Below are 24176 nucleotides of genomic sequence, written 5' to 3' on the forward strand. Positions count from 1 at the left end.
TCAGGCGTCCCGGGGCCCGGCCGACAGGCGGGTGCGGACGACGAGGTCGTGCACCGCGTCCGCGGCCGGCGCGGTGCCGGGCAGGTGGGAGGCGTCGCGCGCCTCCTCCAGCCGCGCGGTCAGCCGGGCGACGTCGTCCGCCAGCCGCTCGGGGCCCGGCGCGTCCGCGGGCGGCAGGCCGTGCTCGGCGAAGCGCTTGGCGGCCACCAGGTCACCGAGGTACGCGGGGCCGCCCGGCAGCCGGGTGAGGTCGGCCTCCAGCTCCCCGGTGCGCATCAGGTGCAGGCCGGTGAGCAGCACGCGGAAGGTGTACAGCAGCGGCTTGAGCTCACCCGACCGCTCGAACAGCCGCCACTGGGTACGGGCGAAACCGAGGTAGTGACCGGCGTGGTGGCGGGTGACGCAGCCCGGGGCGAGCGCGGCCATCTCCCGGTGGACCGGCGAGGTGGCCACCACCAGCGGGGAGAGCAGCTGCTCCAGCACGTACCCGTTGCGGCGCAGCAGCAGGCGGCAGAACTTGGCCAGGTCGTGGGTGACCAGGTCCACCTCGACGCCGTCGCGCACCCAGGAGCGGGTGAGGGTCTCCGGGCCCGTGCGCAGGCCGACGATCTCCTCCAGCGGCAGCAGGTGCACGCCGCGCAGGTCGACGTCGGAGTCGTCCGACGGGAAGCCGTACAGGTGCGCGCCGCTGACCGTGGCGAAGACGCTCCGGTACGCCTGCCCGGCGGGGATCTCGGGCAGCCAGGAGGGCAGCACGACGGTCACAGCGCCGCCCGCCTGGTCCGCACCAGGAACTCCTCCACGCGCTCCCGGCCGGGCTCGGCGGGCAGCACGCCCGCGTCGCCGAACGCCGCGACCAGGTCGCGGCGCCAGCGGTCGACCTCGTCCCAGGGCACCTCTCCCCGGCGCACCGCGAGAAGCCGGTCGCGGTGGGCGTCCATCCGGACCAGCGGCTCGCCGTGGCGGACCAGGTGCAGGCCGCTGAGCAGCAGGCGGATCATGTGCATGGCCTGCTTCCAGCGGGGCCGCTCCGGGTCGAGGCGCCGGAACTGCGCGTCGGCGTACCCGACGAAGGTCCGGCAGGCGCGTCCGGAGACGAAGGCGTCCCGCAGGGCGAGCAGTTCCTCGCCCACCGGGGTGACGTGCTCGACGACCGGGGACCACAGGCACTCCAGCACCGTCGGGTTGGCCTCGAGCGCGAGCCCGCAGAACCGCTCGACCTCCCAGGAGAACTGCTCGGGCAGCGGCCCCTCGACGTGCGTGGGCGGCTTGTCCAGCCGCCAGAACAGCGGCGTCGGCGCCACGAAGACGCCGCGCCGGTCGGTGTCGGAGCCGTCGACCTCCAGGCCGTACGCCCGCGAGCCGACCACCACCGACAGGACCAGGTGATCGGGGACGTGTTCCACTTCCGTGCCGTCAGTAGAGGGTGTCGCGGGCGGCGGCGTTCAGGTCCTCGTCGATCAGCTCGGCCGGCACGTCCAGGGAGAGCTGGTCCTTCATGATCTGGCCGAGCGTGGGCAGCGACTCGCGGGCCGGCCACCGCTCGGGACGCCACAGCGACGAGCGGCGGAACGCCTTGGAGCAGTGGAAGAAGCACTCCCGCACCTCGACGCTGATCGCCAGCGCCGGGACCTTCCCCCGCACGCTCAGCCGCTCCATGTACGGGGCCTGGCTGACCACCTGGGCCCGCCCGTTGACGCGCAGGGTCTCCTCGGTGCCCGGCACCATGAACAGCAGGCCGACGTTCGGGTTCACCACGATGTTGCGCAGGCTGTCGATCCTGCGGTTGCCGGGACGGTCGGGGATGACCAGCGTGTGCTCGTCGAGGACCAGCACCCCGCCGGCCTCCTCGCCCCGGGGGGAGACGTCACAGGTGCCGTCGGGCCCGGAGGTGGCCAGCAGGACGAACGGCGAGGCGCCGATGAAGGTGCGCGCGTGCTCGTCGAGGCGGCCGATGTCCTTGCGCAGCACGGCCTCGGAGGGCTCGCCGGTGACCCGGCGGAGCCCTTCCTCCGAGGTGATCGTGACGATCCGGCCGGGTTCGTGGGTGTCGGGGGAGGCCATGGCACAAGGCTAGTCCCCGGCGGGGCGATCTTACTTACCGGCCGCAATATGATGTGTCGCGATTTATCACCACGCGGGCCGCGGTTGACTTTTCCGTGGAGCGGAGCGGCCTACGCGATCTACCTGGGGGAACAGTGCTGGGCTTGTCTTCGCGCGCTGCGAGGTCGCTGGATCGATGAGCGCCCCCGCCGACGCCGCGAGAACCGTTCCCTACGACTACGAGAGGTTCAGCAGGCTGGCCGGGCCGGTGACCGAACCGGACCCGGGAGCCCCGTACCGCGTGCGCTACCGCTCCCTGCTGGCCACCGAGCCGCACCGGGTGCGGGCGGTGCTGCTGATGGTCGCCGCGCTCCTGGTCGAGTTCACCCTGATGATCTGGCTGCTGCAGCCCGACCACTGGACCGTCCGGCCCGACCCCTACGGCGCGCTCCCGTGGTACCTGCCGGTGGCCGACCGCGTCATGCTCGTGGCGATCGCGCTGATCGAGGTCTTCCGCCTGGTCAGCGTGGTCTCCAACGTGCACGCCATGCTCGCGGCGCGAGACCCCGTCCCGGTTCCGCCCGAACCGGGCACCCGGGTGGCGTTCATCACCACCTGCGTCCCCGGCAAGGAGCCGCTGGAGATGGTCAGGGAGACCCTGTCCGCCGCGCTGAAGGTCCGCCACGACGGGGTGTTCGACGTCTGGCTGCTCGACGAGGGCGACGACCCCGACATCCACGAGCTCTGCGACTGGCTGGGCGTCCACCACTTCAGCCGCAAGGGCGTGCCCCACTGGAACCAGGCCAAGGGCGCGTTCCGGGCGAGGACCAAGCACGGCAACTACAACAGCTGGCTGGACGCGCACGGCGACGAGTACGACTTCTTCGTCTCGGTCGACACCGACCACGTCCCGCTCCCGGAGTTCTGCGAGCGCATGCTCGGCTACTTCCGCGACCCGAGGGTGGCCTTCGTGGTCGGCCCCCAGGTGTACGGAAACTACGAGGCCGGCGTCACCAAGGCCGCCGAGAGCCAGCAGTTCCTGTTCCACTCGCTGATCCAGCGCGCCGGGAACCTGTACGGCGCGCCGATGTTCGTCGGCACCAACAACGCCGTGCGCATCCGCGCGCTCAAGCAGATCGGCGGCCTGTACGACTCGATCACCGAGGACATGGCCACCGGCATCGAGTTCCACCGCGCCCGCGACCCGCGGACCGGCGAGCGCTGGATGTCGGTCTACACCCCCGACGTGCTGGCCGTGGGCGAGGGGCCGTCGTCGTGGACCGACTTCTTCACCCAGCAGCTGCGCTGGAGCCGCGGCACCTACGAGACGCTGCTCACCCAGTTCTGGAGGGCCGCGCCCCGGCTGTCACCGGGACGGTTCTTCAACTACACCCTGATGGTGACGTTCTACCCGATGTCCGCGCTGAACTGGCTGCTGGCCGGTCTCAGCGCGACCCTGTTCATGGCCGTCGGCGGCTCGGGGGTCACCGTGCCCATGGACATGTGGCTCATGCTGTACGGTGACGCGGCGCTGCTGCAGGTCATGCTCTACACCTGGAACCGGCGGCACAACGTCAGCCCGCACGAGCCCGAGGGCTCCTCCGGGGTCGCGGGAATGGTCATGTCGGCGCTGTCGGCGCCCGTCTACGTCACCTCCCTGCTGGGCGCCGCGCTGCGCAGGCCCAGCAAGTTCGTGGTCACCCCCAAGGGCGACTCGGCCAGCCCCGACCAGATCGCCACGTTCCGCATCCACCTGTGGTGGGCGGCGATCTTCGGTGGAGGGCTGCTGCTGACCGTGTTCTGGACCGGTCACGTCCACCTGGTGATGACCCTGTGGGCGATCCTCGCCCTGGTCATCTGCACCGGACCGCTCGTCATGTGGGCCTGGGGCCTGCGCGGCGCCCGGGCCGGTGCGCAGGCCGCAGGGGAGGTCCGCTCGTGAGCCGCCTGCGCAAGAACCTGGCCGGCCTGATGGTGGTGGCCGTGATCCTGGCCGTCAACCTGCCCGCCGTCGCGGGGTTCGCCACCCGGCAGTGGCACGACTACAGCATCAACCGGCCGGACTACAAGGCCACCCACGGCCACTGGACCTTCCTCGACGTCCCGGAGAGGTTCAAGGTCAACGCCATCCACGCCGCGCTGCTGCACACCGGCAAGGTGCTCATCGTCGCCGGTTCCGGTAACAACGCCGCGAACTTCGACAAGGGCACCTTCAAGACCGTGCTGTGGGACCCGTCGAAGCCCGGCCGGCCCGAGGAGTTCAAGCTCGTCGACACCCCGGTGGACTTCTTCTGCGCCGGTCACGTGGCGCTGCCCGACGGCCGGCTCCTCATCGCGGGCGGCACCAAGCGCTTCGAGGTGCTGAAGTCCAAGGTGAAGCGGGCCGCGGGAGCCCTGGTCATCAAGAACGAGAACCCCGACGCCAGGCCCAGGGACTTCCACCCCGGTACGTTGCTGACCGCTCCCGGAGGGCAGGTCTACCGCACCCTCGACCACGTCACCGTGCCGCCCGCCAGGAAGATCGAGAGCGGTGTGCCGGGCAAGGTGCGGATCAGGCCCAGCGAGACCAAGGTCTTCGCCGAGGCGGTGACCGAGGGCGCCGCCGGGGTGCTCACCGCGCGGCCCGGCTCGGTCAAGTACGGGATCCAGGGCCTCAAGGGCCGCCAGAAACGCGACCTGTACGCCATGGGCGGCGGCATGACGCTGGAGAAGCAGGACTTCCAGGGCATCAAGGACGCCTACGAGTTCGACCCCGTGACCGAGCGTTACCACAAGGTCCAGGACATGGCCGAGGGGCGCTGGTACCCGACCATGACCGAGCTGCCCGACGGCAGGGTGATGACGGTCTCCGGCCTGGACACCGTGGGGCAGATCACCCGGGACAACGAGATCTACGACCCGAGGACCAAGACCTGGAGGCCCGGCCCCAAGCGCTTCTTCCCGACCTACCCGGCGCTGTTCCTGCTCGAGGACGACATGCTGTTCTTCTCCGGGATGAGCGCCGGATACGGCCCCGGGCAGCTCGCTCTGCGCCCGCCCGGCATCTGGGACTACCGGCGCGACACCGACCGCCTGGTCAGGACCCCCGGAGGGGTGGGCGGCCTGGCGCCGGACGAGACGGAGGCGTTCACCCCCGTTCCGGGCCTGCCGCAGCCGGAGCTGAACGAGACCGGCGCCTCGGTGCTGCTGCCGCCCGCCCAGGACCAGCGGGTCATGGTGATGGGCGGCGGGCCGGTCGGCGAACGCCAGCCGGGCCTGCCCAACTCCACCGCCAGGACCGCCATCGTCGACCTCAACGAGGCCAGCCCCCGCTACGTGCGCGGCCCCGACCTGTCGCACCCGGTGCGCTACCCGTCGGCCGTGCTGCTGCCCGACGACACCGTGCTCTCCTTCAACGGCTCCGGCGACTACCGGGGCCGGGGCGCCAGCGACGTGCTGCGCGCCGAGGTCTACCACCCGGCGACCAACCGCTTCCACGAGGCCGCCTCTCCCGCGGTCGGCCGCAACTACCACGCCGAGGGACTGCTGCTGCCCGACGGCCGGGTGCTCAGCATGGGGTCCGACCCGCTCTTCGCCGACGAGGTGGGGTCGCTCCCCGGCACCTTCGACCAGCGGATCGAGATCTACACCCCGACCTACCTGCACAACGGGGAGAAGGCGCCGGTGTTCACCGGCGGGCGCGAGAGCGTGGGACCGGGCCGCCGGGCCGGTTTCCAGACCCCCGACGCCGCCCGCATCCGCGAGGTGCGGCTGATGCGCCCGAGCGCGGTCACCCACGTCACCGACGTGGAGCAGCGCTCGATCAGGCTGAACTTCATCCGGGTGAAGAGCGGCATCATCGTGACGATTCCCTCCAATCCCGCCCTGGTCCCTCCGGGGTGGTACATGCTGTTCGGTGTCACCGAGCGGGGCACGCCGTCCCCGGCGCGCTGGGTCCGCGTCCAGGGGGAGCCGCGGTCGCGCCGGCAGGCGGACCCGTGGACCAGGACGCCCGCCGAGTCACCCGCGGAGGCCCCCGTGCGGACCCCCGCCGAGACCCGCGCGGACACCTCCACGACCCCCGCGACTCCCACGGGGACCCGCGCGGACGCCGCACGGCGTCCCGTCACTTCCCCTCCCCAGGAACGGTCCCGGGGTCCGCACGCCGGAGGTACTCGATGAACAGGTACGGTCTCGCCGTCGCGCTGGCCCTCGCGCTCGCCACGGCGGCCTGCGCGGCCGACCCCGGCCCGGCCGGTCCGGGCGCGTCCGGATCCGGCACGCCCGCCACGGCCGCCTCCTCCGCGCCCCCGGCCTCCCCGGAGAGCCCCGCGGGCACGGGCTTCTACGTGGACCCCGACAGCGCCGCCGCCCAGGAGGTCCGCAGGCTGGAGGGGGAGGGGAAGAGCGAGGAGGCCGCGCTGATCCGCCGGATCGCCGACCGTCCCAACGCCATCTGGATCGGCGACCAGGACCCCCAGGGCAGGGTCGCCGACATCACGACCAAGGCCCGGCAGGCGGGGCGCATACCGGTCCTGGTGGCGTACCACATCCCCGACCGCGACTGCGGGCGGTTCTCCGCGGGCGGCGCCGCGGGCGCGGACGAGTACCGCGCCTGGATCGGCAGGTTCGCCGCGGGCATCGGCGACCGGCCCGCCTGGGTGATCGTCGAACCCGACGCGCTGGCCCACATCCTCGACAACTGCACCCGGGGCGGCCAGGCCGGTGAGCGCCTGGACCTGCTCCGCGGCGCGGTGGAGACGCTCAAGAGGCAGCCCGCCACCAAGGTCTACGTGGACGCCGGGAACGCCGGCTGGATCAAGAACCCGGACGACTGGGCCGAGCCCATGCGCAGGGCCGGGGTCCCTCAGGCCGACGGCTTCGCCTTCAACGTCAGCAACTTCTTCACCGTCGAGGAGAGCGTCGCCGTCGCCCGCAGGCTCTCCGACGGGCTGGGGGGCGCCCACTACGTCATCGACACCTCCCGTAACGGCAACGGCCCCGTCCGCGACGCCCACGGCGACGACGCCTGGTGCAACCCCAAGGGACGCGCGCTGGGCACCGAGCCGACCACCGAGACCGGCCGGGAACGGGTGGACGCCTTCCTGTGGATCAAGCGACCGGGAGAGTCGGACGGTGAGTGCCACCGCGGGGAGCCCAGGGCGGGCGACTGGTTCCCCGAATACGCGCTGGAACTCGCGCGTAACGCGGGATAGCCGCTCATTCGTTATACCTTCGATCTTGCAGGTCAAGATTGCTTCGCAGGAGATTGACCGGAGTAGTCAGATATTCAGCTACCTTCTGGGAGCCTTCCTGATGAACAGATGGAAGATGATCGTCGCCGCGACGGTGGCCGCCGTGCCGCTCGCCGTGCTTCCGGCCGTCGCGTCGCCCGCCGCGGCGTCGCCCGCCGATCCACCGCTCCCCGGGACGCCGGTCGCCGGCGCCCCTGCCGCGGCGGCGCCGGTCACCGCGCCGACGGCCGCGCCGACCACCGCACCGGTCACCGCGCCGACGGCCGCGCCCGCGGTCCGCGACGGTGAGACCCAGCCGGTCCACTCGCGCGCCGACGCGCTGACCGAGACGGTGTTCGTCGAGGTCGCCGGGGTCGACAGCGACGCCGACGGGCTGCCCGACCGGGTCGCGGCCGACATCATGCGTCCCAGGGCGACCGCCTCCGGCCTCAAGGTGCCGGTCATCATGGAGGCGAGCCCCTACTACGCCGGCGGCAACGACGTGCCCAACCACGTCGTCGACCTCGACGGCTCCGACCCCGCGGGCATGGAGTACCGGCGCAACAAGTTCGACGACCTGCGCGACGAGATGTTCGGCGTCGACGGCCTGGACGTGGCCCGCGCCGAGGCCCCGCCCTTCCGCGGTTACTACGACAACTACTTCGTGCCCCGCGGATACGCGGTCGTCCTGGTGGAGAACCTGGGCTCGGGACGGGCGACCGGCTGTCCCACGACCGGCCTGCCGAACGAGACCGCCGGCCCCAAGGCCGCGATCGACTGGCTCAACGGCCGCGCCCGCGCCTTCGACGCCGCCGGGAACGAGGTCAAGGCCGGCTGGTCCACCGGGAACGTCGGCATGATCGGCGTCTCCTACAACGGCACGCTGCCCAACGCGGTCGCCGCGACCGGCGTCAAGGGACTCAAGGCGATCGTGCCGATCGCGGCCATCTCCTCCTGGTACGACTACTACCGCGCCAACGGCGGCGTGCTGGCCCCCGGCGGCTACCAGGGTGAGGACGCCGACGTGCTGGCCCGCTACGTGCTGACGCGCGCCGACGCCCAGAAGGCCTGCGGCGCGTTCGTCGACGCGATCGAACGCGAACAGGACCGCGTCACCGGCGACTACTCCGACTTCTGGGACCGGCGCAACTACCTCGACGACGTGCGCAAGGTCCGCGCGGCCGTCTTCCTGGTGCACGGCCTCAACGACTGGAACGTCAAGACCAAGCAGGCCGTGCAGTGGTGGGACGCCCTCGCCGAGCGGAACGTGCCCCGCAAGATCTGGCTCCACCAGGGCGGCCACTTCAACCCGTTCTCCTACGCCGGGCGCAACGCCGAGTGGCTGCGCCAGCTGCACCACTGGTTCGACCACCACCTGTACGGCCTGTCCAACGGCATCATGAACGAGCCCCAGGCCGACGTGGAGTCCGGGCCGGGCCGGTGGGAACGGCACGCCTCGTGGCCGCTGCCGGGCACCGAGGACGTCCGGCTCCACCTGGCCCCGGGCTCCGGCGGCCGTAACGGCACCCTGGACGTCGGCCGTTCCCGGGACCGCGCCGTGGAGTCCTTCGTCGACCAGAGCGTCCGCACCGCCGAGCTGCTCGCCGAGAACGCCGAGGCGACCGACCCCAACCGCCTGGCCTACCTCTCGGCCCCGCTGACCCGCGACACGCGCCTGTCCGGCACCCCGGAGATCTCGGTACGGGCCTCGTTCAAGGGCGGGCGCTCGCCCTACCTGACGGCGCTGCTGGTGGACTACGGCACCGACGCCCGCGCCTACGGCGACGTCGTCTACGGCGACACCCCGGTCTGCTACGGCCAGGGCGTGGCGGGCGACACCGGGTGCGCGCGGCTGGCCGAGCACGTCACGGTGACCGCCCCCTACAAGATCATCACGCGGGGGTGGATCGACGTCCGCAACCGTCACTCCGCCTCCCGCACCGACCTGCTGCGCGAGGGCCGCTTCTACGACTTCGGCTTCGACCTGCAGCCGAACGACCACGTGTTCAAGGCCGGTCACCGCATCGGCGTCGTGCTGCTGTCCACCGACCGGGACTTCACCCTGCGGCTGCCCCCGGGCACCGGCGTCTCGGTCGAGCCCGCGCGGACCTCGGTGCGGCTGCCCCTGGTCGGCGGCCGGTCGGTGCTGCGCTGACGGTGGCCGGCTGACGACGGTCGCCCGACGGCGTCCGGCCGACGGTGTTCGGACGGCGGTGTTCGGACGGCGGGGTGGCCGGCCGACGGAGCCCGGCCCCCGCCCCGACGCGTCCCCGACGCGTCCCCGACGCGTCCCCGGCGCGTCCTCGGTGGGGTCCGGGCCACCCTGAGGGGGAACCCTGGCTTGTCCCTGACATCGGCGCCGGGCCCTGCCGCCGGGCGGCGGCGGGGCCTAGCGTGGGGGCATGGGACGAATTCTGTTGATCGTGGCGGCCGTGGTGATCGCCTTCCTCCTGCTGGGCTCGGTTCTGGGCTTCCTGTTCACGCTCATCAAGTGGGCGCTGATCATCGGCCTGGTGGGCGTGGTGATCATGTTCGCGAGCAGGCTGTTCGGCTCCTCGAACACGCGCGGGTGACCTCCGTGCCCGGGTGGCCGGCGCCACGCTCGTCGAACGGCGCCAGGCCCGGGTGACCGGCGCCAGGCCCGGGTGACCGGCGCTAGGTCCGGCAGACGGCGCCGTGCCGGACGGGTGGCGCCGGCGTCTTTCGGACGGGCGGCACCGCCGCCGTGTCCGGGCAGGCGTCAGCGGACCCGGGCCCCGGTCCTGTGCGCCGGTCGGTATCGCTCGGGGTTCGATACCGGCCGTGACCGGAGGCGATAGGGCATCATCGGCCCACCGGCCATCACCGGCCGGGACCCGGCATGACCGTCCACGGCCCGGCATGCCTGCGCGCATGCCGGGCTTCCGGCGTTCCGGGCCCGTGTTCCGGACCCGGATCTTCAGGGCCTGCACGTTCAGGACTCGGGTGTTCGGGGCCGGATGTCCAGGCCCCGGCCATCCGGAGGCCAGGTGTCCGGAGCCCCGGTGGCCGAGGCCCGGTGGTGGAGGCCGCGGTGCCCGGAGCCCCGGTCAGTCGCGGGCGACCTGCTTCAGCCGCAGGTCGCCGAGCAGGGTCCGGGTGGCCGCGGCCACCTCCTCCACGGCTCTGTCGAAGGCCTCGGCGTTGCGCGCCGACGGGGCACGGAATCCCGAGATCTTGCGGACGTACTGGAGCGCGGCGGCTCGTACGTCCTCCTCGGTCACGTCGCTGACGTAGGGCTCACGAAGGGTCTTGATACTCCGGCACATGCCAGGACGGTACTGCGCGCCACCGACGATTCGCCCGCCGGCTCGCCCCGGCCCGGCGCACCGCCCGCCCTCTCGATGGGTCCGCGGATTCCGGCGGCACCGGCACGGGAGGTGCCGGGAGCCCCGGCCGGGGGTCACGCGGGGGAGCGGGCGAGCGGCTCCTCGCGTTCGCGCCGGGTCGCGTCGGCGGTCAGGATCGCGTCGAGCAGGCCGGGATAGAGCGCGTCGAGGTCACCGCGCCGCAGCGCGTTCATCTTGGCGGTGCCCCGGTAGACCTGCCTGATCACGCCCGCCTCGCGCAGCACCCGGAAGTGGTGGGTGGTGGTCGACTTGGTGATCGCCAGGTCGATCGCCGAGCAGGGGGCCTCCTCGTCCTCCTCCAGCGGCCACAGGAAGCGCACGATCTGCAGGCGCATCGGGTCGGACAGCGCGTGCAGCACGCCCTCCAGGGTGATCTCGCCGGGCTCGGGGTGGTCCAGGGTCCTGGCGGCGGGGGCGGTCGGCACGCGGTCTCCCTTCTCGCGGGTCGTCATGATTGTACGAGAACGATCGTAGTTTGACATCTCTCGTAGTACGTCGTTTATCGTATGACCGTGAGCCGGGGAGCCCGTCCCCGCGTCACCCCCGGATGCCCCCGCGTGAGAAGGAGTACGGCCGTGAGCGCCCTGTTCGAGCCCCTGACGTTGCGCAGCCTCACCGTCCCCAACCGGATCTGGATGTCTCCGATGTGCCAGTACTGCGCGGCGGAGGAGGGGCCGGAGCAGGGGGTGCCGACCGACTGGCACCTGACCCACCTGGGCGCCCGCGCGGTGGGCGGCGCCGGGCTCGTCATGGCCGAGGCCACCGCGGTGACGCCGGAGGGCCGCATCAGCCCGGCCGACCTCGGCCTGTGGAACGACCGCCAGCAGGAGGCGTTCGCCCGCATCACCCGTTTTCTGTCCGAGCACGGTGCCGTGCCCGCCATCCAGCTCGCGCACGCCGGGCGCAAGGCCTCCACCCGCCGCCCCTGGCAGGGCGGTGCCCCCACCGGTCCCGGCGAGAACGGCTGGCGGCCGGTCGCGCCGAGCCCGATCCCCTTCGCCGACGGCCACCCCGTCCCCGAGGAGCTGGACGCCGACGGCATCGACCGGCTCGTGGACGCCTTCGCCGCCGCGGCCCGGCGGGCGCTGGCCGCGGGTTTCCGGGTGGCCGAGGTCCACGGCGCGCACGGCTACCTGATCGGCGAGTTCCTCTCGCCGTTCAGCAACCACCGCACCGACGCCTACGGCGGCTCCTACGAGGGCCGGACGCGGTTCGCGCTCCGGGTCGTCGACGCGGTGCGCGCGGTCTGGCCCGAGGAGCTTCCCGTCTTCTTCCGCATCTCGGCCACCGACTGGCTCGCCGAGGACCCCGCCGACGACCGCGAGGGCTGGAGCGTCGACGACACCGTCCGCTTCGCCAAGGACCTGCTCGCCCACGGCGTCGACCTCCTCGACGTCTCCTCCGGAGGCAACGTCCCCAGGGCGCGCATCCTCACCGGACCCGGTTACCAGGTGCCGTTCGCGGCCCGGGTGAAGGCCGAGACCGACCTGCCGGTCGGGGCCGTCGGGGAGATCACCGACCCCCGGCAGGCCGAGGAGATCGTCGCCTCCGACCGGGCCGACGCCGTGCTGCTCGGCCGCGAGCTGCTGCGCAACCCCTACTGGCCCAACCTCGCCGCCCGCGAGCTGGCCCCGGCCGGCGCCCGCTGGCCCGACCAGTACCACCGGGCGGTCTGACCCGCCCCGAGGTTCCGCGCGATCCCGCGGGGTCCACCGGGTCCCGCGGGACCTCACGGCGGCCACGCCGATCCCCTCCGGACACGCTCGCGAGCGCGACCGGACGGGATTCGGGGCGGGGACCGGGACGGGGCGGCCCGCGAGGGGGGACGCGGGCCGTCCCGCCGGTCACCGGCAGGAGGGGGAAGCGGACCGGCCCGCCAGGAGGCGAGCCTCCGGGGGTCGAGCGGGCCGGTCCGGGATCATGGGGTGGCGTGGCGCAGCGCCACCGCGTCCCGCAGCACCCTGGCGGGATCATGGCCGTCGATCAGCAGGCGGCGCATCAGGGCCGCGACCGCGCCCATGGCCTCCGGGGGGAAACCGCGCCGGGTCACCTCCTGGGTGCCGATCCGCAGGCCCCGCATGGGCTCTCCGGGCGCCTGGCCGGGCAGGCCGATGCCGCTGAGGTAGACACCGCCCTCGGCCAGCAGCCTGGCGGCCTCGTCCCCGCCGCCGAACGCGGTGGCGTCCACCGCCACGTGGTGCGAGGCGGTCCAGCCCCGGTCGGCGGCGAAGACGGTGAAGCCCTCCGCGTCCAGCGCCGAGGCCAGCGCCCGGGCGTTGGCCAGGCAGCGGTCGGCGTAGCCGGAGCCCCCGGCGGCGTGCTCGGCGGCGACGACGGCCAGCGGCGCCAGGCGGGAGGCGTCGTAGTTGGCGGTCAGGCCCGGGTAGGCCGCCGCCGACACCCGGCGGGCCAGCTCCTCGTCCCGGGTCACCACGGCCGCGCCCGGAGGGCCGCCGAAGGAGGTGTAGGTGGACATGGTCAGCAGGTGCGCGCCCTCGCCCAGCGGGCACTGGAACCGGCCGCCGGCGATCAGCCCCGCCACGTGCGAGGCGTCGTACACCACCAGCGCGCCGACCTCGTCGCAGGCCGCGCGCACCCGCGCGACGTCGTACGGGAACAGCATCAGCCCCGTGCCGAGCACCACCAGCGCGGGCCGGTGCTCGCGCAGGAAGGCCGGGAGGGCGTCGTGGTCGACGTCGAGCCGCGCGGCGTCGTAGGGCAGGTCGGCGACCCGCAGCCCCCGGATGCCTGCCACGGCCCGCGCGTTCCGGGCGCCGTGGCCCCCGGCCTCCTCGGGCGGCACCGCGATCGTGTCGCCCGGGGCGGTGAACGCGCTGTAGCAGGCCAGATTGGCCAGCGTGGCGCTCTGCAGCCGCACCTCGGCGAACTCGCCGCCCATCAGCGCGGCGACCTGGAGCGGGACGAGCACCTCCAGCACGTCCAGCTCGTCCAGGCCGGTCTGGTACTTGTCGCCCGGCCAGCCCATCGAGGGACGGCATCCCATGGAGATCTCGTGGGCCGCCCTGGCCCGCTCGCTCATCGTGTTGGTGCCCGCGTACAGGACCACGCCGTCCTCGTCGAGGCGGCCCCGGTGCTCGGCCAGCACCGCGTCGACCAGCCGGGTCACCGCGTCCAGGCCCAGCCCGGACACCTCCGACTCCAGCTCGGTCAGGCGCAGCTGTGCCCGGGGCGGGGCCCACGGGGCGACGCGGCTGCGCATCTCCAAAGAACGTCCTTCCGCCGATCGGCCGGACGGCTCTGGCGAGACGCGCGCCCGGACTGTGACTACTGTGACGCTACGACGCGCGCGGTGGCCCGTCATCGTTCCGCCGGTGGAGATCCTTCCTACATATGTAGGATCGGACGGTGATCGCGGATGATGTTCAGGAACTGCTGGAATCGCTGGCCGCGGCGGTGGGCCGGGGCATGTCCGTGGACGACCTGGAGGGCCGGGTCGTGGCCCACAGCGCCCACCACGGCGACGCCGACCCGGTCAGGGCGCACGCCATCCTGTCGCGGTCGGTCCCGGCGGAGGTGACCGCCTGGCAGGAGGCGCACGGGGTGAGCACGGCCAGGGAGCCGGTCAGGGTCCCCGAGAACGCCGCGCTCGGCATGGTCGGCCGGCTCTGCGTGCCGCTGCTCCACCAGGACCGCCGGGTCGGCTACCTGTGGATCATCGAGGGGGCCGGCCCGCTGAGCCCGCAGGAGCGGGCCAGGGCCGTGCGCGACGCCGCCGCGATCGCCGCCCTGCTCGACGACGGCGGCAGCTCCCACACCCTGGGCCACCTGCTCACCGGCGAGATCGGGGTGCGGCGCGCGGCCGGCGTGCTCGGCGAGGGACCGCTGCGCGTCCTCGCCCTCCGGGGGGAGCCGGCCGGGGTGCGCGAGGCGGTCGGCGCGGAACTGGCCAGGACACTGCGCCCCCCGGCCTTCACCATGCTGGACCGGCACGCCGTGCTGCTGCTCAACCGCGGTGAGGACGCGGTGGCGCTGGGGGAGCGGCTGGTCGCGCGGACCGGCGCGGGCGCCGGGGTGAGCGCCGTGCACCCGGGGCTGGAGTCGGCCGTACGGGCGCACCGCGAGGCGCTCGTCGCGGCCAGGGCGGCGGCGGCCGAGCCGAGGCTGGGACCCGTCGCCCGCTGGCCGGACCTGGGCGTGTACCGGCTGCTGGCCGAACCGGTCACCGACGCCTCCGGCCATGCCGGCGGGCCGCTGGACGCGCTGCGCGAGCACCCCGGGCTCGTCGTCACCCTGGAGACCTACCTGGACAGCGGGGGAGACGTCCAGGAGACCGCCCGGTTGCTGCACCTGCACCGCACCAGCCTGTACTACCGGCTCACCAGGATCGAGCAGCTGGCCGACCGCGACCTCAAGAACGGAACCCACAGGTTAGAACTCCATCTCGCGCTGAAGCTCGGACGCTGGAACGCGGTGTAACGGCCGGACGAACCGGGCAGGGCTTTCCGGTGTCGCAGTTGATCAGTGAGATCATGACCGTTCTCGTCGTGTTCGCTCTCATCCCGCTGTCACTCGTCCTGGTGTCGGTGGTCATGCTCGCCGCGCTCGCGGCGCTGGCCCTGACGACCTCACGGGAGCAGGATGGGAGGACGACTTCCCGGAGGTAGACGGTGCGACAGCTCAACGCGGTGGACACGCAGTTCCTGAATTTCGAGACCTCGACGAACGTCGCGAACATCGGGGGGCTGGCGATCCTGTCGGGCGGGCTGTCGCGCGGCGACCTGGTGTCGCTGCTGGCCAGGAGGCTGCACCTGGCGGCGCCCTTCCGGATGAGGCTGGTGCCCGTCCCGCTCGGACTGGACCACCCCTACTGGACCGAGGAGCACGCGGTCGACCTGGACTACCACGTGCGCGAGCTCGCGCTGCCCGCGCCCGGCAGCGACGAGCAGCTCGGGGAGCAGGTGGCCAGGCTGCACGCCCGCCGGCTGGACCGGCGGCTGCCGCTGTGGGAGATGTACCTGATCCACGGCCTGGCCGGGAACCGCACGGCCCTGTACATGAAGGTGCACCACGCCGCGGTCGACGGCGTCACCGGTGCCGACGTGCTGGCCGGCCTGCTGGACACCTCGCCGGAACCGCCCGACCTCGCCGAGCCCGAGTTCCCGGAGTCCCCGCGGTCCAAGAGGGCCGCGAAGTCCGGAAAGTCCGCGAAGTCCGCGAAGTCCGCGGGATCCGAGGGGTCCGAGGATCCCGCGGGGCCTTCGGGGCTCGTGGAGCCCGCCGAGCCCGCGGAGACGATCGACACCCGGGAGATGCTCGCCAGGGGGATCGCCAAGGCCGTCGTCAACCCGGCCAACACGGTGCGCTTCCTGGTCAACGCGGTCCCGCACCTGGACGAGATCCCCCTGGTCTCCCAGATGCCCGGGGCCAGGACGATCTCACGGGCCACCCGGCACCTGGCCAACCGGCTGGCCGGGACCGCCGAGGTGCCCGAGATGCCCCGCATGGTCGTCCCCCGCACCCCGTTCAGCGGCAGGATCAGCGCGCACCGCAGGTTCGCCTTCACCACCCTGCCGCTGGAGGACGTCAAGCTCGTCAAGAACGCCCTCGGCGTCACCGTGAACGACGTGGTGATGGCCGTGTGCGCCGGGGCGCTGCGCCAGTGGCTGCTCAAGCACGGCTCCCTGCCCGAGCAGCCGCTCGTCGCCGGGGTGCCGTTCTCGCTGCGCACCCCCGGGGACCGGCGGACCGGGAACCAGGTGACCATCATGATCACCACGCTGGCCACCCAGGTGGCCGACCCGCTGGAACGCCTGATGGCGGTACGCGACGCGATGCGGCTGATCAAGGAGCGCTCCTCGCTCGCCCCGGCCCGCTGGCTGCAGGAGATGAGCGACATGATGCCCGCCGCGCTGACCGGCCTGGCCGCGCGCGCCGCCTTCAACCTCTTCGCCGGGAGCGCGGGCCCGATCAACGTGATGATCTCGAACGTCCCGGGCCCGCAGCTCCCGCTCTACATCAGCGGCGCCCGGCTGCTGGCGTACCACCCGGTCTCGGTGGTGACCGACGCCAGCGGAGGGCTGAACATCACGGTCTTCTCCTACGACGGCTCACTTGACGTCGGCGTGATCGCCTGCCGGGAGATGGTCCCCGACGTGTGGACCGTCACCGACTACCTGGGGGACGCCCTCGTCGAGCTCAAGCTCCTCGTTGAGCAGCAGTGACAGCCCCGGGGCGTCGTCGACGAAGCGCAGTGCCTTCTCCAGGCAGACGATCGAGCCCTTCTCGTGCCGGTTGACGAACCGGATGTCGTCGGCCAGGGCCTGCATGATCAGCAGTCCCCTGCCGTGCTCGGAGGTGGGGGCGGGGGAGGAGGCGCCGTCGAAGTCGAAGCCGTTGCCGGCGTCCACCACCTTGATCACGCAACGGTCCCGGGACAGCTCGGTGCTGACCATGTAGTCGTCGCTGGGGGTGGCGTGCTGGATGACGTTGGAACACGCCTCCGAGAGCATGAGCTGGATGTCCTCGCGGATCTGGGGGATGACGCCCAGGGCCTGCAGCGAGGAGTCGAGAAGTTGCCTGATGACGGGAACACTCGCGGCGTCACGCGGCAGACGCAGCGCGATGGTTGCCTCCACGGTCCCCTCCTTTCACAGCCGGTTGCCAGAGCACTTGCCCTGCACGTCCGGGCCTAACCGGCCACGGCCGATTCCCCGCCCGTGCGGTGCCGGTGCGAGGCGGCGCGGCCGGACCGTGATCGCCCAGGTCGGAGGCGGGAAACACCCCGCCGCGAGACCGCGCGCGAGGCCACGAAAAGCCGGGTCGCGTACGGGGACGCGACAGGCCGGGTCGCGCACGACGCGAGAGGCCGGGTCGCGCATGAGGACGAGCGGAAGCCGGGAACGGCGAGGAGGAGACCGGGAACGGCGGCGGCGCGCCGGAACGGGTGGGTTCCGGCGCGCCGCCGACGCAGCCCCCGGCCGTGCCGGGGACGGGACGGGTCAGCCGCCCCCTCCGGAGAAGGCGTCGACCGCGGCCTGGCAGAAGGCCTTGAGGTCGTCGGGCTTGCGGCTGGTGATCAGTGTGTTCGGGCCCGCGGAGCAGACCACGACCTCGCGGTCCTCCCACTCCGCCCCGGCGTTGCCCAGGTCGGTCCGCAGGCTCGGCCAGGACGTGACCTTGCGGCCGCGTACCACGCCGGCCTCGATCAGCGTCCAGGGCGCGTGGCAGATGGCCGCGACCGGCTTGCCCGCGTCGAAGAAACCCTTCGCGAACGCGACGGCCTCGGGCACGGTACGCAGCAGGTCGGGGTTGGCGACACCGCCGGGAAGTACCAGCCCGTCGAAGTCGGCGGCCGAGACCTCGTCGGCCGTGGCGTCCACCGGGAAGCGGTCGGCCGGCTCCAGATGGTTGAAGGCCTGGACCTGACCCTTCTCGGTGGAGACGAGCCGGGGCGTGCCCCCCGCCTGTTTGACGGCGTTCCACGGTTCGGTGAGCTCGACCTGCTCGATGCCCTCCGGGGCCACGAGGAACGCGATCGTTTTGCCGTTCAGCATGTCGTCCCCTCTGTGACGTGCGGTGATGTCCTCACCCGGGCCTGATGCCCGATACGCCGGGACCTATGCGGGGCTGTCGCTGCCGTCCCGGATCCGGCGCCTGCGGAGACCGGCGGCGGTCAGCCGGGCGACGAGCTCGCGGGAGGGCACCTCCTCGGCGCCGAGCGCCACGGCCCGCGCGTACACCGTCTCCGGGACGTCGTAGTGGTCGCGGTCGAACGCCCGGCGCGGCACGCCGAGCGCCTCGGCGAAGGCGTGCAGCTCCTCGACCGAGGTGTCGCTGACCAGGTGCGACCAGAGCAGTCCCCGGGGACCCGGCCACGCGGGCGGGTCGATGAGGACGCTCACCGCCTGACGAGGTCGAGCGCGACCTCCAGGGCGGCCGCCTCCACCTCGTCGTCGGCGAGCGTCTCGTCGCGCATCATGAACCAGGCGGAGTGCAGCACGAACAGGGCCATCTTGTTCCGCAGCCGGGTGGTGGGAGGGTCGTCCGGATCGACCAGGAAGTCGACCAGCTGGAAGATGTGCTCCCGGGCCTTCTCCATGATCGGGTGGTTCTTGAGCGAGGTCTGGTTGCGCTCCAGGAACCGGATGATCTGGCGGTGCCTGCCCTGCTTCAGGTCCCGGGAGTAGCGGCGGACCAGCTCGCGCCGGGTCTCCTCGGTGCGCGGCTGCCGCTCGGCCCAGGCGACGAGCTCGGCGATCGTGCGCGACCTGTCCTCGGCCAGGCTGAGGACGATGTCGTCCTTGGTCTTGAAGTGGTAGTAGAGAGCCGCCTTGGTCACGCCCAGGGCCTCGGCGATCTCGCGCAGCGAGGTTGCCTCGTAGCCCTGTTCGATGAAGAACGTCAGGGCGGTCTCCTGGATGCGCGTCCGCGTGTCGGGGTGTTCCCTCATGGCTCCCTTTACCGATGAATCAACTTGACGGCCGGTAAGTAAGCGGCCTACATTCCCAGCATATCCGACGCTAGCCGGTCGGCAGGTAAGCAGATTCCCAGGGGGCGTGGAAGTGAAGGAGACAGCGGCCGCACCGGGACGGCGCCGCGAGGTCATGGTGGTGCTGCCGGGGCTCATGCTCGCGATGGTCCTGGCCATGCTCGACAACATGATCGTCGGAACCGCGATGCCGCGCATCGTCGGCGAGCTCGGCGGCCTGACCCACCTGTCGTGGGTGGTGACCGCCTACGTGCTCGGCACCACCGTCTCGACCCCCATCTGGGGCAAGATCGGCGACCTGTACGGCAGGAAGAACATCTTCCTCGCCTCCATCGCCCTGTTCATGCTCGGCTCCGCGCTCTGCGGGATGGCCGGCTCCGACCTGCTCGGCGGCCCCTCGGACGGCATGGCCCAGCTCATCGCGTTCCGCGCGCTGCAGGGGCTGGGGGCCGGCGGCCTGATGGTCAACGCCATGGCGATCATCGGCGACCTGGTCCCGCCCCGCGAGCGCGGCCAGTACCAGGGCATCATGGCCGCCGTGATGTCGCTGGCCATGATCGCCGGGCCGCTCGTCGGCGGGTTCATCACCGACCACCTGAACTGGCGCTGGGCCTTCTACGTGAACCTGCCCCTCGGCTTCGTCGCGCTGGCCATGCTGGCCGTCACGCTGAAGCTGCCCAGGCTGCGCACCGAGCACCGCATCGACTGGCTCGGCGCGGTCCTGCTCTCGATCGGCATCACCGCGCTGGTCCTCATCACCACCTGGGGCGGCAACGACCACGCCTGGGGCTCGCCGCAGATCCTCGGCCTGGCTGCGCTCGCCGTGGTCACGCTGGCCCTGTTCGTCCCGGTGGAGCGCCGCGCCGCCGAGCCCATCCTGCCGCTGCACGTCTTCCGCGACCGCAACTTCAGCCTGATCTCGGCCGTGGGCTTCCTGCTCGGGTTCGCCATGTTCGGCGCGATCAACTTCCTGCCGCTCTTCCAGCAGACCGTCCAGGGCGCCACGGCCACCAACTCCGGCCTGCTGCTGCTGCCCATGATGGGCGCCTCCATGGTGGTCTCCCTCTTCGTCGGCCGCGCCATCACCAGGACCGGCCGTTACAAGATCTACCCCGTCCTCGGTGGCGCGATCATGGCCGCGGGAATGTGGCTGCTCTCCCTGATGGACGTGCACACGCCCGCCTGGCAGACCGGGGTGTTCATCGGCGTCCTCGGCCTCGGCATGGGCTTTTTGATGCAGATCACCATGCTCATCGCCCAGAACAGCGTCGAGCAGAAGGACCTCGGCGTGGCCAGCAGCGCCTCCACCTTCTTCCGCTCCATCGGCGGCTCGTTCGGCGTCTCGCTGTTCGGCGCGATCTTCAACAACGAGCTCACCGCCGGTCTGCAGAGCAGGCTGGGCGCGGCGGGCGAGAAGCTCGCCTCCGGCGGGGCCCAGTTCGACCCGGCCGCCCTGCACCGGCTCCCCGGGCACGTGCGGGCCGGCTTCCTGGAGTCCCTGGCCGTCTCCATCTCCGAGGTCTTCTGGTGGGCGATCCTGTTCGCCGTGCTGGTGCCGCTGCTGGCGGCCTTCATCAAGGAGATCCCGCTGCGCGGCGGGCCCGGGGACGCCGCCGAGTCCAAGGAGCAGCCGGTCCCGGCCCTGGACTGACGCGACCCCGGCCGTGCCCGGACCAAGTCCGGGCCCAGTGATTCTCAAGTCGCCCCCGCGACGATGGGCACATGACGACGAGCATCCCCGCCGGGTACGTCACCCGGCGGCCCCGGGCCGGCGACGCCCCCCGTATCCACGAGCTGATCTCGCTCTGCGACGTCCAGGTGATCGGCAAGGCCGACATGACCCTCGACGACGTGGCCGACCAGCTGAACGACCCCTCCTTCGACCTCGGGACCGACGGCCTGCTGGTCCACGACGCGACCGGGCGCCTGACCGGCTGGGCCTGGGCGTGGCGCAAGGGCGCCGGCGACAACGTCGACATCGACGTCGTCGTGCACCCCGCCGCGCCCGAGCTGACCGGCCCGCTCTGGGACACCGTGACCGAGCGGGCCCGGCGGATCACCGCCGGTCTCGGCCACGACCGGGCCGTGGTGGACATCGCCCTGTACCGCGAGGACGGCGCCAAGCGCGCCGTCGCAGCGGCCCGGGGCTTCGGCGCCGCCACCACCTTCGTCCGGCTGCGGGCCGACCACACCGCACCGGTCCGCCACCCCGCCCTCCCCGCGGGCGTGACCGTGCACGACGGGCTCACCGAGGAGGTGCGCCGCCAGGCCCACGCCGTGGAGCAGGCCGGTTTCGCCGAGCACTTCGGGTTCGCCCCCAAGGGCTACGACGAGTGGTACGACGAGCTGGCCTCCTCCGCGAGCACCGACTGGTCGCAGCTCGCGCTCGCCCGCCTGGACGGCGAGCCGGTGGCGATGCTGCTGGGCACCGACGCCTTCCTCGGCGACGAGAACTGCGGCTACGTACGCCGCCTGGCCGTGCGGCCCGGGTTCCGGGGGCGGGGCCTGGGCCGGTTCATGCTGCGCAGGGCCTTCGCCGAGGACGCCGGCCGTGGACGGGCGGGCACCTACCTGCACGTCGACGCCAACAACGGCACGCCCGCGCTCGGCCTCTACCTGTCGGTGGGCATGCGCCAGGTGCTCGCCATCGACGTCTGGCGGCGCACGCTCTGACGTCCCCACCCGTCGTCACGGTGCCGCGGGCCGGAGGTCTCGGCGGCGCCGCAGCAGCGGCAGCGCGCACGCCCCGGTGAGCAGGATCGTCCCAGCCAGGGCCAGACAGGTGGCCGTCACCGACCCCGAGCCCAGATAGAGCGTCCCGAACGTGGCGACCCCGACCACCTGGCCGAGCTGGGTCATCATGACGAACAGGCCGCTGACGTCCGGGGCGTCCTCGGGGGCGGCGTGCGCCAGCCCCACCGACAGCGTCGGGCTGAACGCCCCGCCCAGACCCGCCCCGATCACCACGAACGCCGCCGCCAGCAGCGGCCGGTTCCCCGCGGTGAGCGCCGGCGACAGCAGCAGGTAGCCGAGCCCGGCCACACCGAAGGAGACGACGATCATCCGGCGGTGCAGGCGTCCGGGGACGCGGCGCCAGCCGAGGCTGACGACGGTGAAGCCCACCGCGGCCGGCACGAACGTCAGGCCCGCCGCCAGCGGGTCGTCACCCAGCGGTCCCTGCAGGTGCAGGGCGCAGGCGAGCAGGAACCCGCCGTAGGTCGTCATCGTCCCGAAGATCGCCAGCGCCGACGGCACCGTCCCCGGCGCCCGCAGCACCCGTACCGGCACCAGCGGGGCGGCGACCCTGCGCTCGACCAGGACGAACACGCCCGCCATCACCGCGCTCGCCACCAGGGCGGCCCGGCTCCACAGCGGCCAGCCCCGCTCGTGGCCCAGCACCAGGGGGACCACCAGCAGCCCGACCGCCGCCGAGAGCGTGACCAGGCCCGGCAGGTCGAGCGCGCGGTGCCGCGACGGACCCCCGGCGGGCAGCAGCCGCGCGCCCAGCACGAGCAGGACCAGTCCGATCGGCACGTTCACCAGGAACACCGGCCGCCACGAGGAGCCGAACAGGTCCGCGGAGACCAGCACGCCGCCCAGCACCTGACCGGCCACGGCGGCCCCGGAGACCACCGCGGCGTACAGGCCGAGCGCGCGGGCCCTGGCCGCGCCCGCGAAGCTCGTCTGGATCATGCTCAGCACCTGGGGCACCATCAGGGCGGCCCCCGCGCCCTGCAGGAACCGGAAGGCGATCAGCTGCCCGGCCGACGCGGCCAGCCCGCAGGCCAGGGAGGCCGCGGTGAAGCCCGCCAGGCCGTACAGGAACAGGCGGCGCCCGCCGTGGCGGCCGCCCAGCCGGGCACCGGTGACGAGGAGCATGGCGTAGGCGATGGTGTAGCCGGAAACGATCATTTGCAGGCCCGACCCCGACGCGCCGAGGTCGGAGCGGATCACGGGGGCGGCGACGTTGACGATGGAGACGTCCAGGACGGCCATGAACTGCCCGGCCAGGATCACCGTCAGCGGCCAGGGGGAGGAGGTACGGGCGGCCGGGGCCGGAGCCGATGTCACGGTCATGGCAAGGAGCCTGGGACCGGGCCGGTACGGGTAACGAGAGCCCGCTCATCCTGGTATCGACGCCACCTGGCAACCGGATCGCCCGTCGGCCACCATGGGGGGATGACCGTCACCACGCCGGGCGCCGGGAGGGGAGCCGGGTCGGCCGCCCGCCGCGCCGAGCTGGCGGCGTTCCTGCGCAACCGCCGCGAGCGCATCTCCCCCGAGGCCGCGGGACTGCCCCCGGGATCGCGCCGGCGCACCCCCGGGCTGCGGCGCGAGGAGGTCGCCCTGCTCGCCGGGGTCGGCGTCACGTGGTACACGTGGCTGGAGCAGGGACGGCCGATCAACGCCAGCGTGCAGGTCCTCGACGCGATCTCCCGCACCCTGGAGCTCGACCAGGCCGAGCGCGAGCACCTCTACCGGCTCGCCGACGTGCCCGCCGTGTCCGAGGGCGACGCCTCCCGCGGACGGCTCGCCCCGGAGATCCAGGTGATCCTCGACCGGCTCGATCCGATCCCCGCGGCCGTCTACAACGGCCGCTACGACCTGCTGGCCTGGAACGCGGCCTACGGTTCCCTGTTCCCGAACGTGGTGACCCAGCCGGTCGCGACCCGCAACGTGCTCTGGCAGATCTTCGCCATGCAGGAGTGCTGCAGCCAGATCGTCAACCGGGCCGAGGAGGTGGCCCAGATGGTCGCCGTCCTGCGCGCCGGGTTCGGGCGGCACCTGGGCGAGCCCGCCTGGACCGGGTTCGTCCGCGCGCTGTCGGCCGCCAGCCCGGAGTTCGCGAGCATGTGGGCGGCCCACGACGTGGCCAGGCCGGGAAGCCAGATGAAGGTCTTCCACCATTTCTCCGGCGGGCAGGTCCGTACCGTCTCGACCAGCATGGCGCTGCCGTCGCCGCCGGAGACCAGGATGGTCGTCTACACGCCCGCGGACGAGGAGAGCCGCGAGCGCATGGAGTGGATCATGGCGAACCCAGGGGCCCCCGCGACCGCGCACATCCACCCGGTGACCGTCACGGGATGACCGCGCCCGGAGCGG

The 24176-nt window shown here is 72.6% G+C and carries 23 protein-coding genes; 12 read left to right on the top strand and 11 right to left on the bottom strand.

The window, feature by feature from the left end; translation table 11 throughout:
- Genes ACIBCT_RS36780 through ACIBCT_RS36790 form a run of 3 tightly spaced genes read right to left on the bottom strand, consistent with a single transcriptional unit; the run spans position 1 to position 2064 of the window.
- On the bottom strand, positions 1 to 765 hold the full coding sequence (locus tag ACIBCT_RS36780; protein WP_399196620.1) for a DNA polymerase beta superfamily protein: 765 nt from the start codon (positions 763 to 765) through the stop codon (positions 1 to 3).
- Positions 762 to 1406 (bottom strand): DNA polymerase beta superfamily protein, encoded by a 645-nt coding sequence (locus tag ACIBCT_RS36785; protein WP_399196621.1) that lies wholly within the window; start codon positions 1404 to 1406, stop codon positions 762 to 764. The genes ACIBCT_RS36780 and ACIBCT_RS36785 overlap by 4 nt, the downstream gene beginning before the upstream one ends.
- 10 nt (positions 1407 to 1416) lie before the next feature.
- Positions 1417 to 2064 carry a pyridoxamine 5'-phosphate oxidase family protein gene (locus ACIBCT_RS36790; protein WP_399196622.1) on the bottom strand — a complete coding sequence of 216 codons (648 nt, stop codon included), beginning with the start codon at positions 2062 to 2064 and terminating at the stop codon, positions 1417 to 1419.
- 175 nt (positions 2065 to 2239) lie between these two features.
- On the opposite strand from ACIBCT_RS36790, the gene ACIBCT_RS36795 reads away from it, so the two are divergent.
- The 5 genes from ACIBCT_RS36795 (at position 2240) to ACIBCT_RS36815 (ending at position 9829) form a co-directional block, all read left to right on the top strand.
- Complete coding sequence (locus ACIBCT_RS36795) at positions 2240 to 3985, top strand: glycosyltransferase family 2 protein (RefSeq protein ID WP_399196623.1); 1746 nt, start codon at positions 2240 to 2242, stop codon at positions 3983 to 3985.
- The gene (locus ACIBCT_RS36800) at positions 3982 to 6204 is read left to right on the top strand and encodes a galactose oxidase-like domain-containing protein (protein ID WP_399196624.1); all 2223 of its coding nucleotides are present in this window, start codon (positions 3982 to 3984) and stop codon (positions 6202 to 6204) included. The genes ACIBCT_RS36795 and ACIBCT_RS36800 overlap by 4 nt, the downstream gene beginning before the upstream one ends.
- Entirely contained in the window at positions 6201 to 7238 is a 1038-nt protein-coding gene (locus ACIBCT_RS36805; RefSeq protein WP_399196625.1) for a glycoside hydrolase family 6 protein, read from the top strand. The genes ACIBCT_RS36800 and ACIBCT_RS36805 overlap by 4 nt, the downstream gene beginning before the upstream one ends.
- A gap of 100 nt (positions 7239 to 7338) precedes the next feature.
- Positions 7339 to 9411 (top strand): Xaa-Pro dipeptidyl-peptidase, encoded by a 2073-nt coding sequence (locus ACIBCT_RS36810; RefSeq protein WP_399196626.1) that lies wholly within the window; start codon positions 7339 to 7341, stop codon positions 9409 to 9411.
- Positions 9412 to 9658: 247 nt separating this feature from the next.
- Positions 9659 to 9829 carry a hypothetical protein gene (locus tag ACIBCT_RS36815; protein WP_399196627.1) on the top strand — a complete coding sequence of 57 codons (171 nt, stop codon included), beginning with the start codon at positions 9659 to 9661 and terminating at the stop codon, positions 9827 to 9829.
- Between the two features lie 495 nt (positions 9830 to 10324).
- Here ACIBCT_RS36815 and ACIBCT_RS36820 read toward each other — a convergent pair whose 3' ends face one another.
- Complete coding sequence (locus ACIBCT_RS36820) at positions 10325 to 10543, bottom strand: DUF2277 domain-containing protein (protein WP_399196628.1); 219 nt, start codon at positions 10541 to 10543, stop codon at positions 10325 to 10327.
- A 134-nt stretch (positions 10544 to 10677) separates the two neighbouring features.
- Positions 10678 to 11076, bottom strand: a complete 399-nt coding sequence (locus ACIBCT_RS36825) for an ArsR/SmtB family transcription factor (RefSeq protein WP_399196629.1) — start codon at positions 11074 to 11076, stop codon at positions 10678 to 10680.
- Positions 11077 to 11199: 123 nt separating this feature from the next.
- Between ACIBCT_RS36825 and ACIBCT_RS36830 the strand changes: the two genes are divergently transcribed.
- Complete coding sequence (locus ACIBCT_RS36830; protein WP_399196630.1) at positions 11200 to 12300, top strand: NADH:flavin oxidoreductase/NADH oxidase; 1101 nt, start codon at positions 11200 to 11202, stop codon at positions 12298 to 12300.
- A gap of 242 nt (positions 12301 to 12542) precedes the next feature.
- Here ACIBCT_RS36830 and glyA read toward each other — a convergent pair whose 3' ends face one another.
- A complete protein-coding gene (glyA, locus tag ACIBCT_RS36835; RefSeq protein ID WP_399196655.1) occupies positions 12543 to 13844 on the bottom strand; it encodes a serine hydroxymethyltransferase in 1302 nt (433 codons plus the stop codon).
- Between the two features lie 146 nt (positions 13845 to 13990).
- On the opposite strand from glyA, the gene ACIBCT_RS36840 reads away from it, so the two are divergent.
- Genes ACIBCT_RS36840 through ACIBCT_RS36850 form a run of 3 tightly spaced genes read left to right on the top strand, consistent with a single transcriptional unit; the run spans position 13991 to position 16806 of the window.
- Positions 13991 to 15061 carry a PucR family transcriptional regulator gene (locus ACIBCT_RS36840; protein ID WP_399196631.1) on the top strand — a complete coding sequence of 357 codons (1071 nt, stop codon included), beginning with the start codon at positions 13991 to 13993 and terminating at the stop codon, positions 15059 to 15061.
- Between the two features lie 53 nt (positions 15062 to 15114).
- A complete protein-coding gene (locus tag ACIBCT_RS36845; protein WP_399196632.1) occupies positions 15115 to 15249 on the top strand; it encodes a hypothetical protein in 135 nt (44 codons plus the stop codon).
- 3 nt (positions 15250 to 15252) lie between these two features.
- Positions 15253 to 16806, top strand: a complete 1554-nt coding sequence (locus ACIBCT_RS36850; RefSeq protein ID WP_399196633.1) for a wax ester/triacylglycerol synthase family O-acyltransferase — start codon at positions 15253 to 15255, stop codon at positions 16804 to 16806.
- Here ACIBCT_RS36850 and ACIBCT_RS36855 read toward each other — a convergent pair.
- The 4 genes from ACIBCT_RS36855 to ACIBCT_RS36870 form a co-directional block, all read right to left on the bottom strand.
- Positions 16693 to 17220 carry an ATP-binding protein gene (locus tag ACIBCT_RS36855; RefSeq protein ID WP_399196634.1) on the bottom strand — a complete coding sequence of 176 codons (528 nt, stop codon included), beginning with the start codon at positions 17218 to 17220 and terminating at the stop codon, positions 16693 to 16695. The two genes, ACIBCT_RS36850 and ACIBCT_RS36855, sit on opposite strands and share 114 nt — an antisense overlap.
- A gap of 363 nt (positions 17221 to 17583) precedes the next feature.
- Positions 17584 to 18138 carry a type 1 glutamine amidotransferase domain-containing protein gene (locus tag ACIBCT_RS36860; protein WP_344906268.1) on the bottom strand — a complete coding sequence of 185 codons (555 nt, stop codon included), beginning with the start codon at positions 18136 to 18138 and terminating at the stop codon, positions 17584 to 17586.
- A gap of 63 nt (positions 18139 to 18201) precedes the next feature.
- Positions 18202 to 18486: a DUF4031 domain-containing protein gene (locus tag ACIBCT_RS36865; RefSeq protein ID WP_399196635.1), complete on the bottom strand. Its 285-nt coding sequence runs from the start codon at positions 18484 to 18486 to the stop codon at positions 18202 to 18204.
- A complete protein-coding gene (locus tag ACIBCT_RS36870; RefSeq protein WP_399196636.1) occupies positions 18483 to 19034 on the bottom strand; it encodes a TetR/AcrR family transcriptional regulator in 552 nt (183 codons plus the stop codon). Before ACIBCT_RS36870 ends, ACIBCT_RS36865 begins: the two co-directional genes overlap by 4 nt.
- Positions 19035 to 19146: 112 nt before the next feature.
- Here ACIBCT_RS36870 and ACIBCT_RS36875 point away from each other — a divergent pair, with 112 nt between their 5' ends.
- Both ACIBCT_RS36875 and ACIBCT_RS36880 read left to right on the top strand, forming a co-directional pair.
- Entirely contained in the window at positions 19147 to 20724 is a 1578-nt protein-coding gene (locus ACIBCT_RS36875; protein WP_399196637.1) for an MDR family MFS transporter, read from the top strand.
- 71 nt (positions 20725 to 20795) lie between these two features.
- Positions 20796 to 21746, top strand: a complete 951-nt coding sequence (locus tag ACIBCT_RS36880; protein WP_399196638.1) for a GNAT family N-acetyltransferase — start codon at positions 20796 to 20798, stop codon at positions 21744 to 21746.
- Between the two features lie 15 nt (positions 21747 to 21761).
- Here ACIBCT_RS36880 and ACIBCT_RS36885 read toward each other — a convergent pair whose 3' ends face one another.
- Positions 21762 to 23150: an MFS transporter gene (locus ACIBCT_RS36885; RefSeq protein ID WP_399196639.1), complete on the bottom strand. Its 1389-nt coding sequence runs from the start codon at positions 23148 to 23150 to the stop codon at positions 21762 to 21764.
- 102 nt (positions 23151 to 23252) lie between these two features.
- Between ACIBCT_RS36885 and ACIBCT_RS36890 the strand changes: the two genes are divergently transcribed.
- Positions 23253 to 24161 carry a helix-turn-helix transcriptional regulator gene (locus ACIBCT_RS36890; RefSeq protein WP_399196640.1) on the top strand — a complete coding sequence of 303 codons (909 nt, stop codon included), beginning with the start codon at positions 23253 to 23255 and terminating at the stop codon, positions 24159 to 24161.
- Positions 24162 to 24176: the final 15 nt, after the last annotated feature.

The sequence above is a fragment of the Streptosporangium sp. NPDC050855 genome, assembly GCF_044456585.1.
Classification (GTDB): domain Bacteria; phylum Actinomycetota; class Actinomycetes; order Streptosporangiales; family Streptosporangiaceae; genus Streptosporangium; species Streptosporangium longisporum.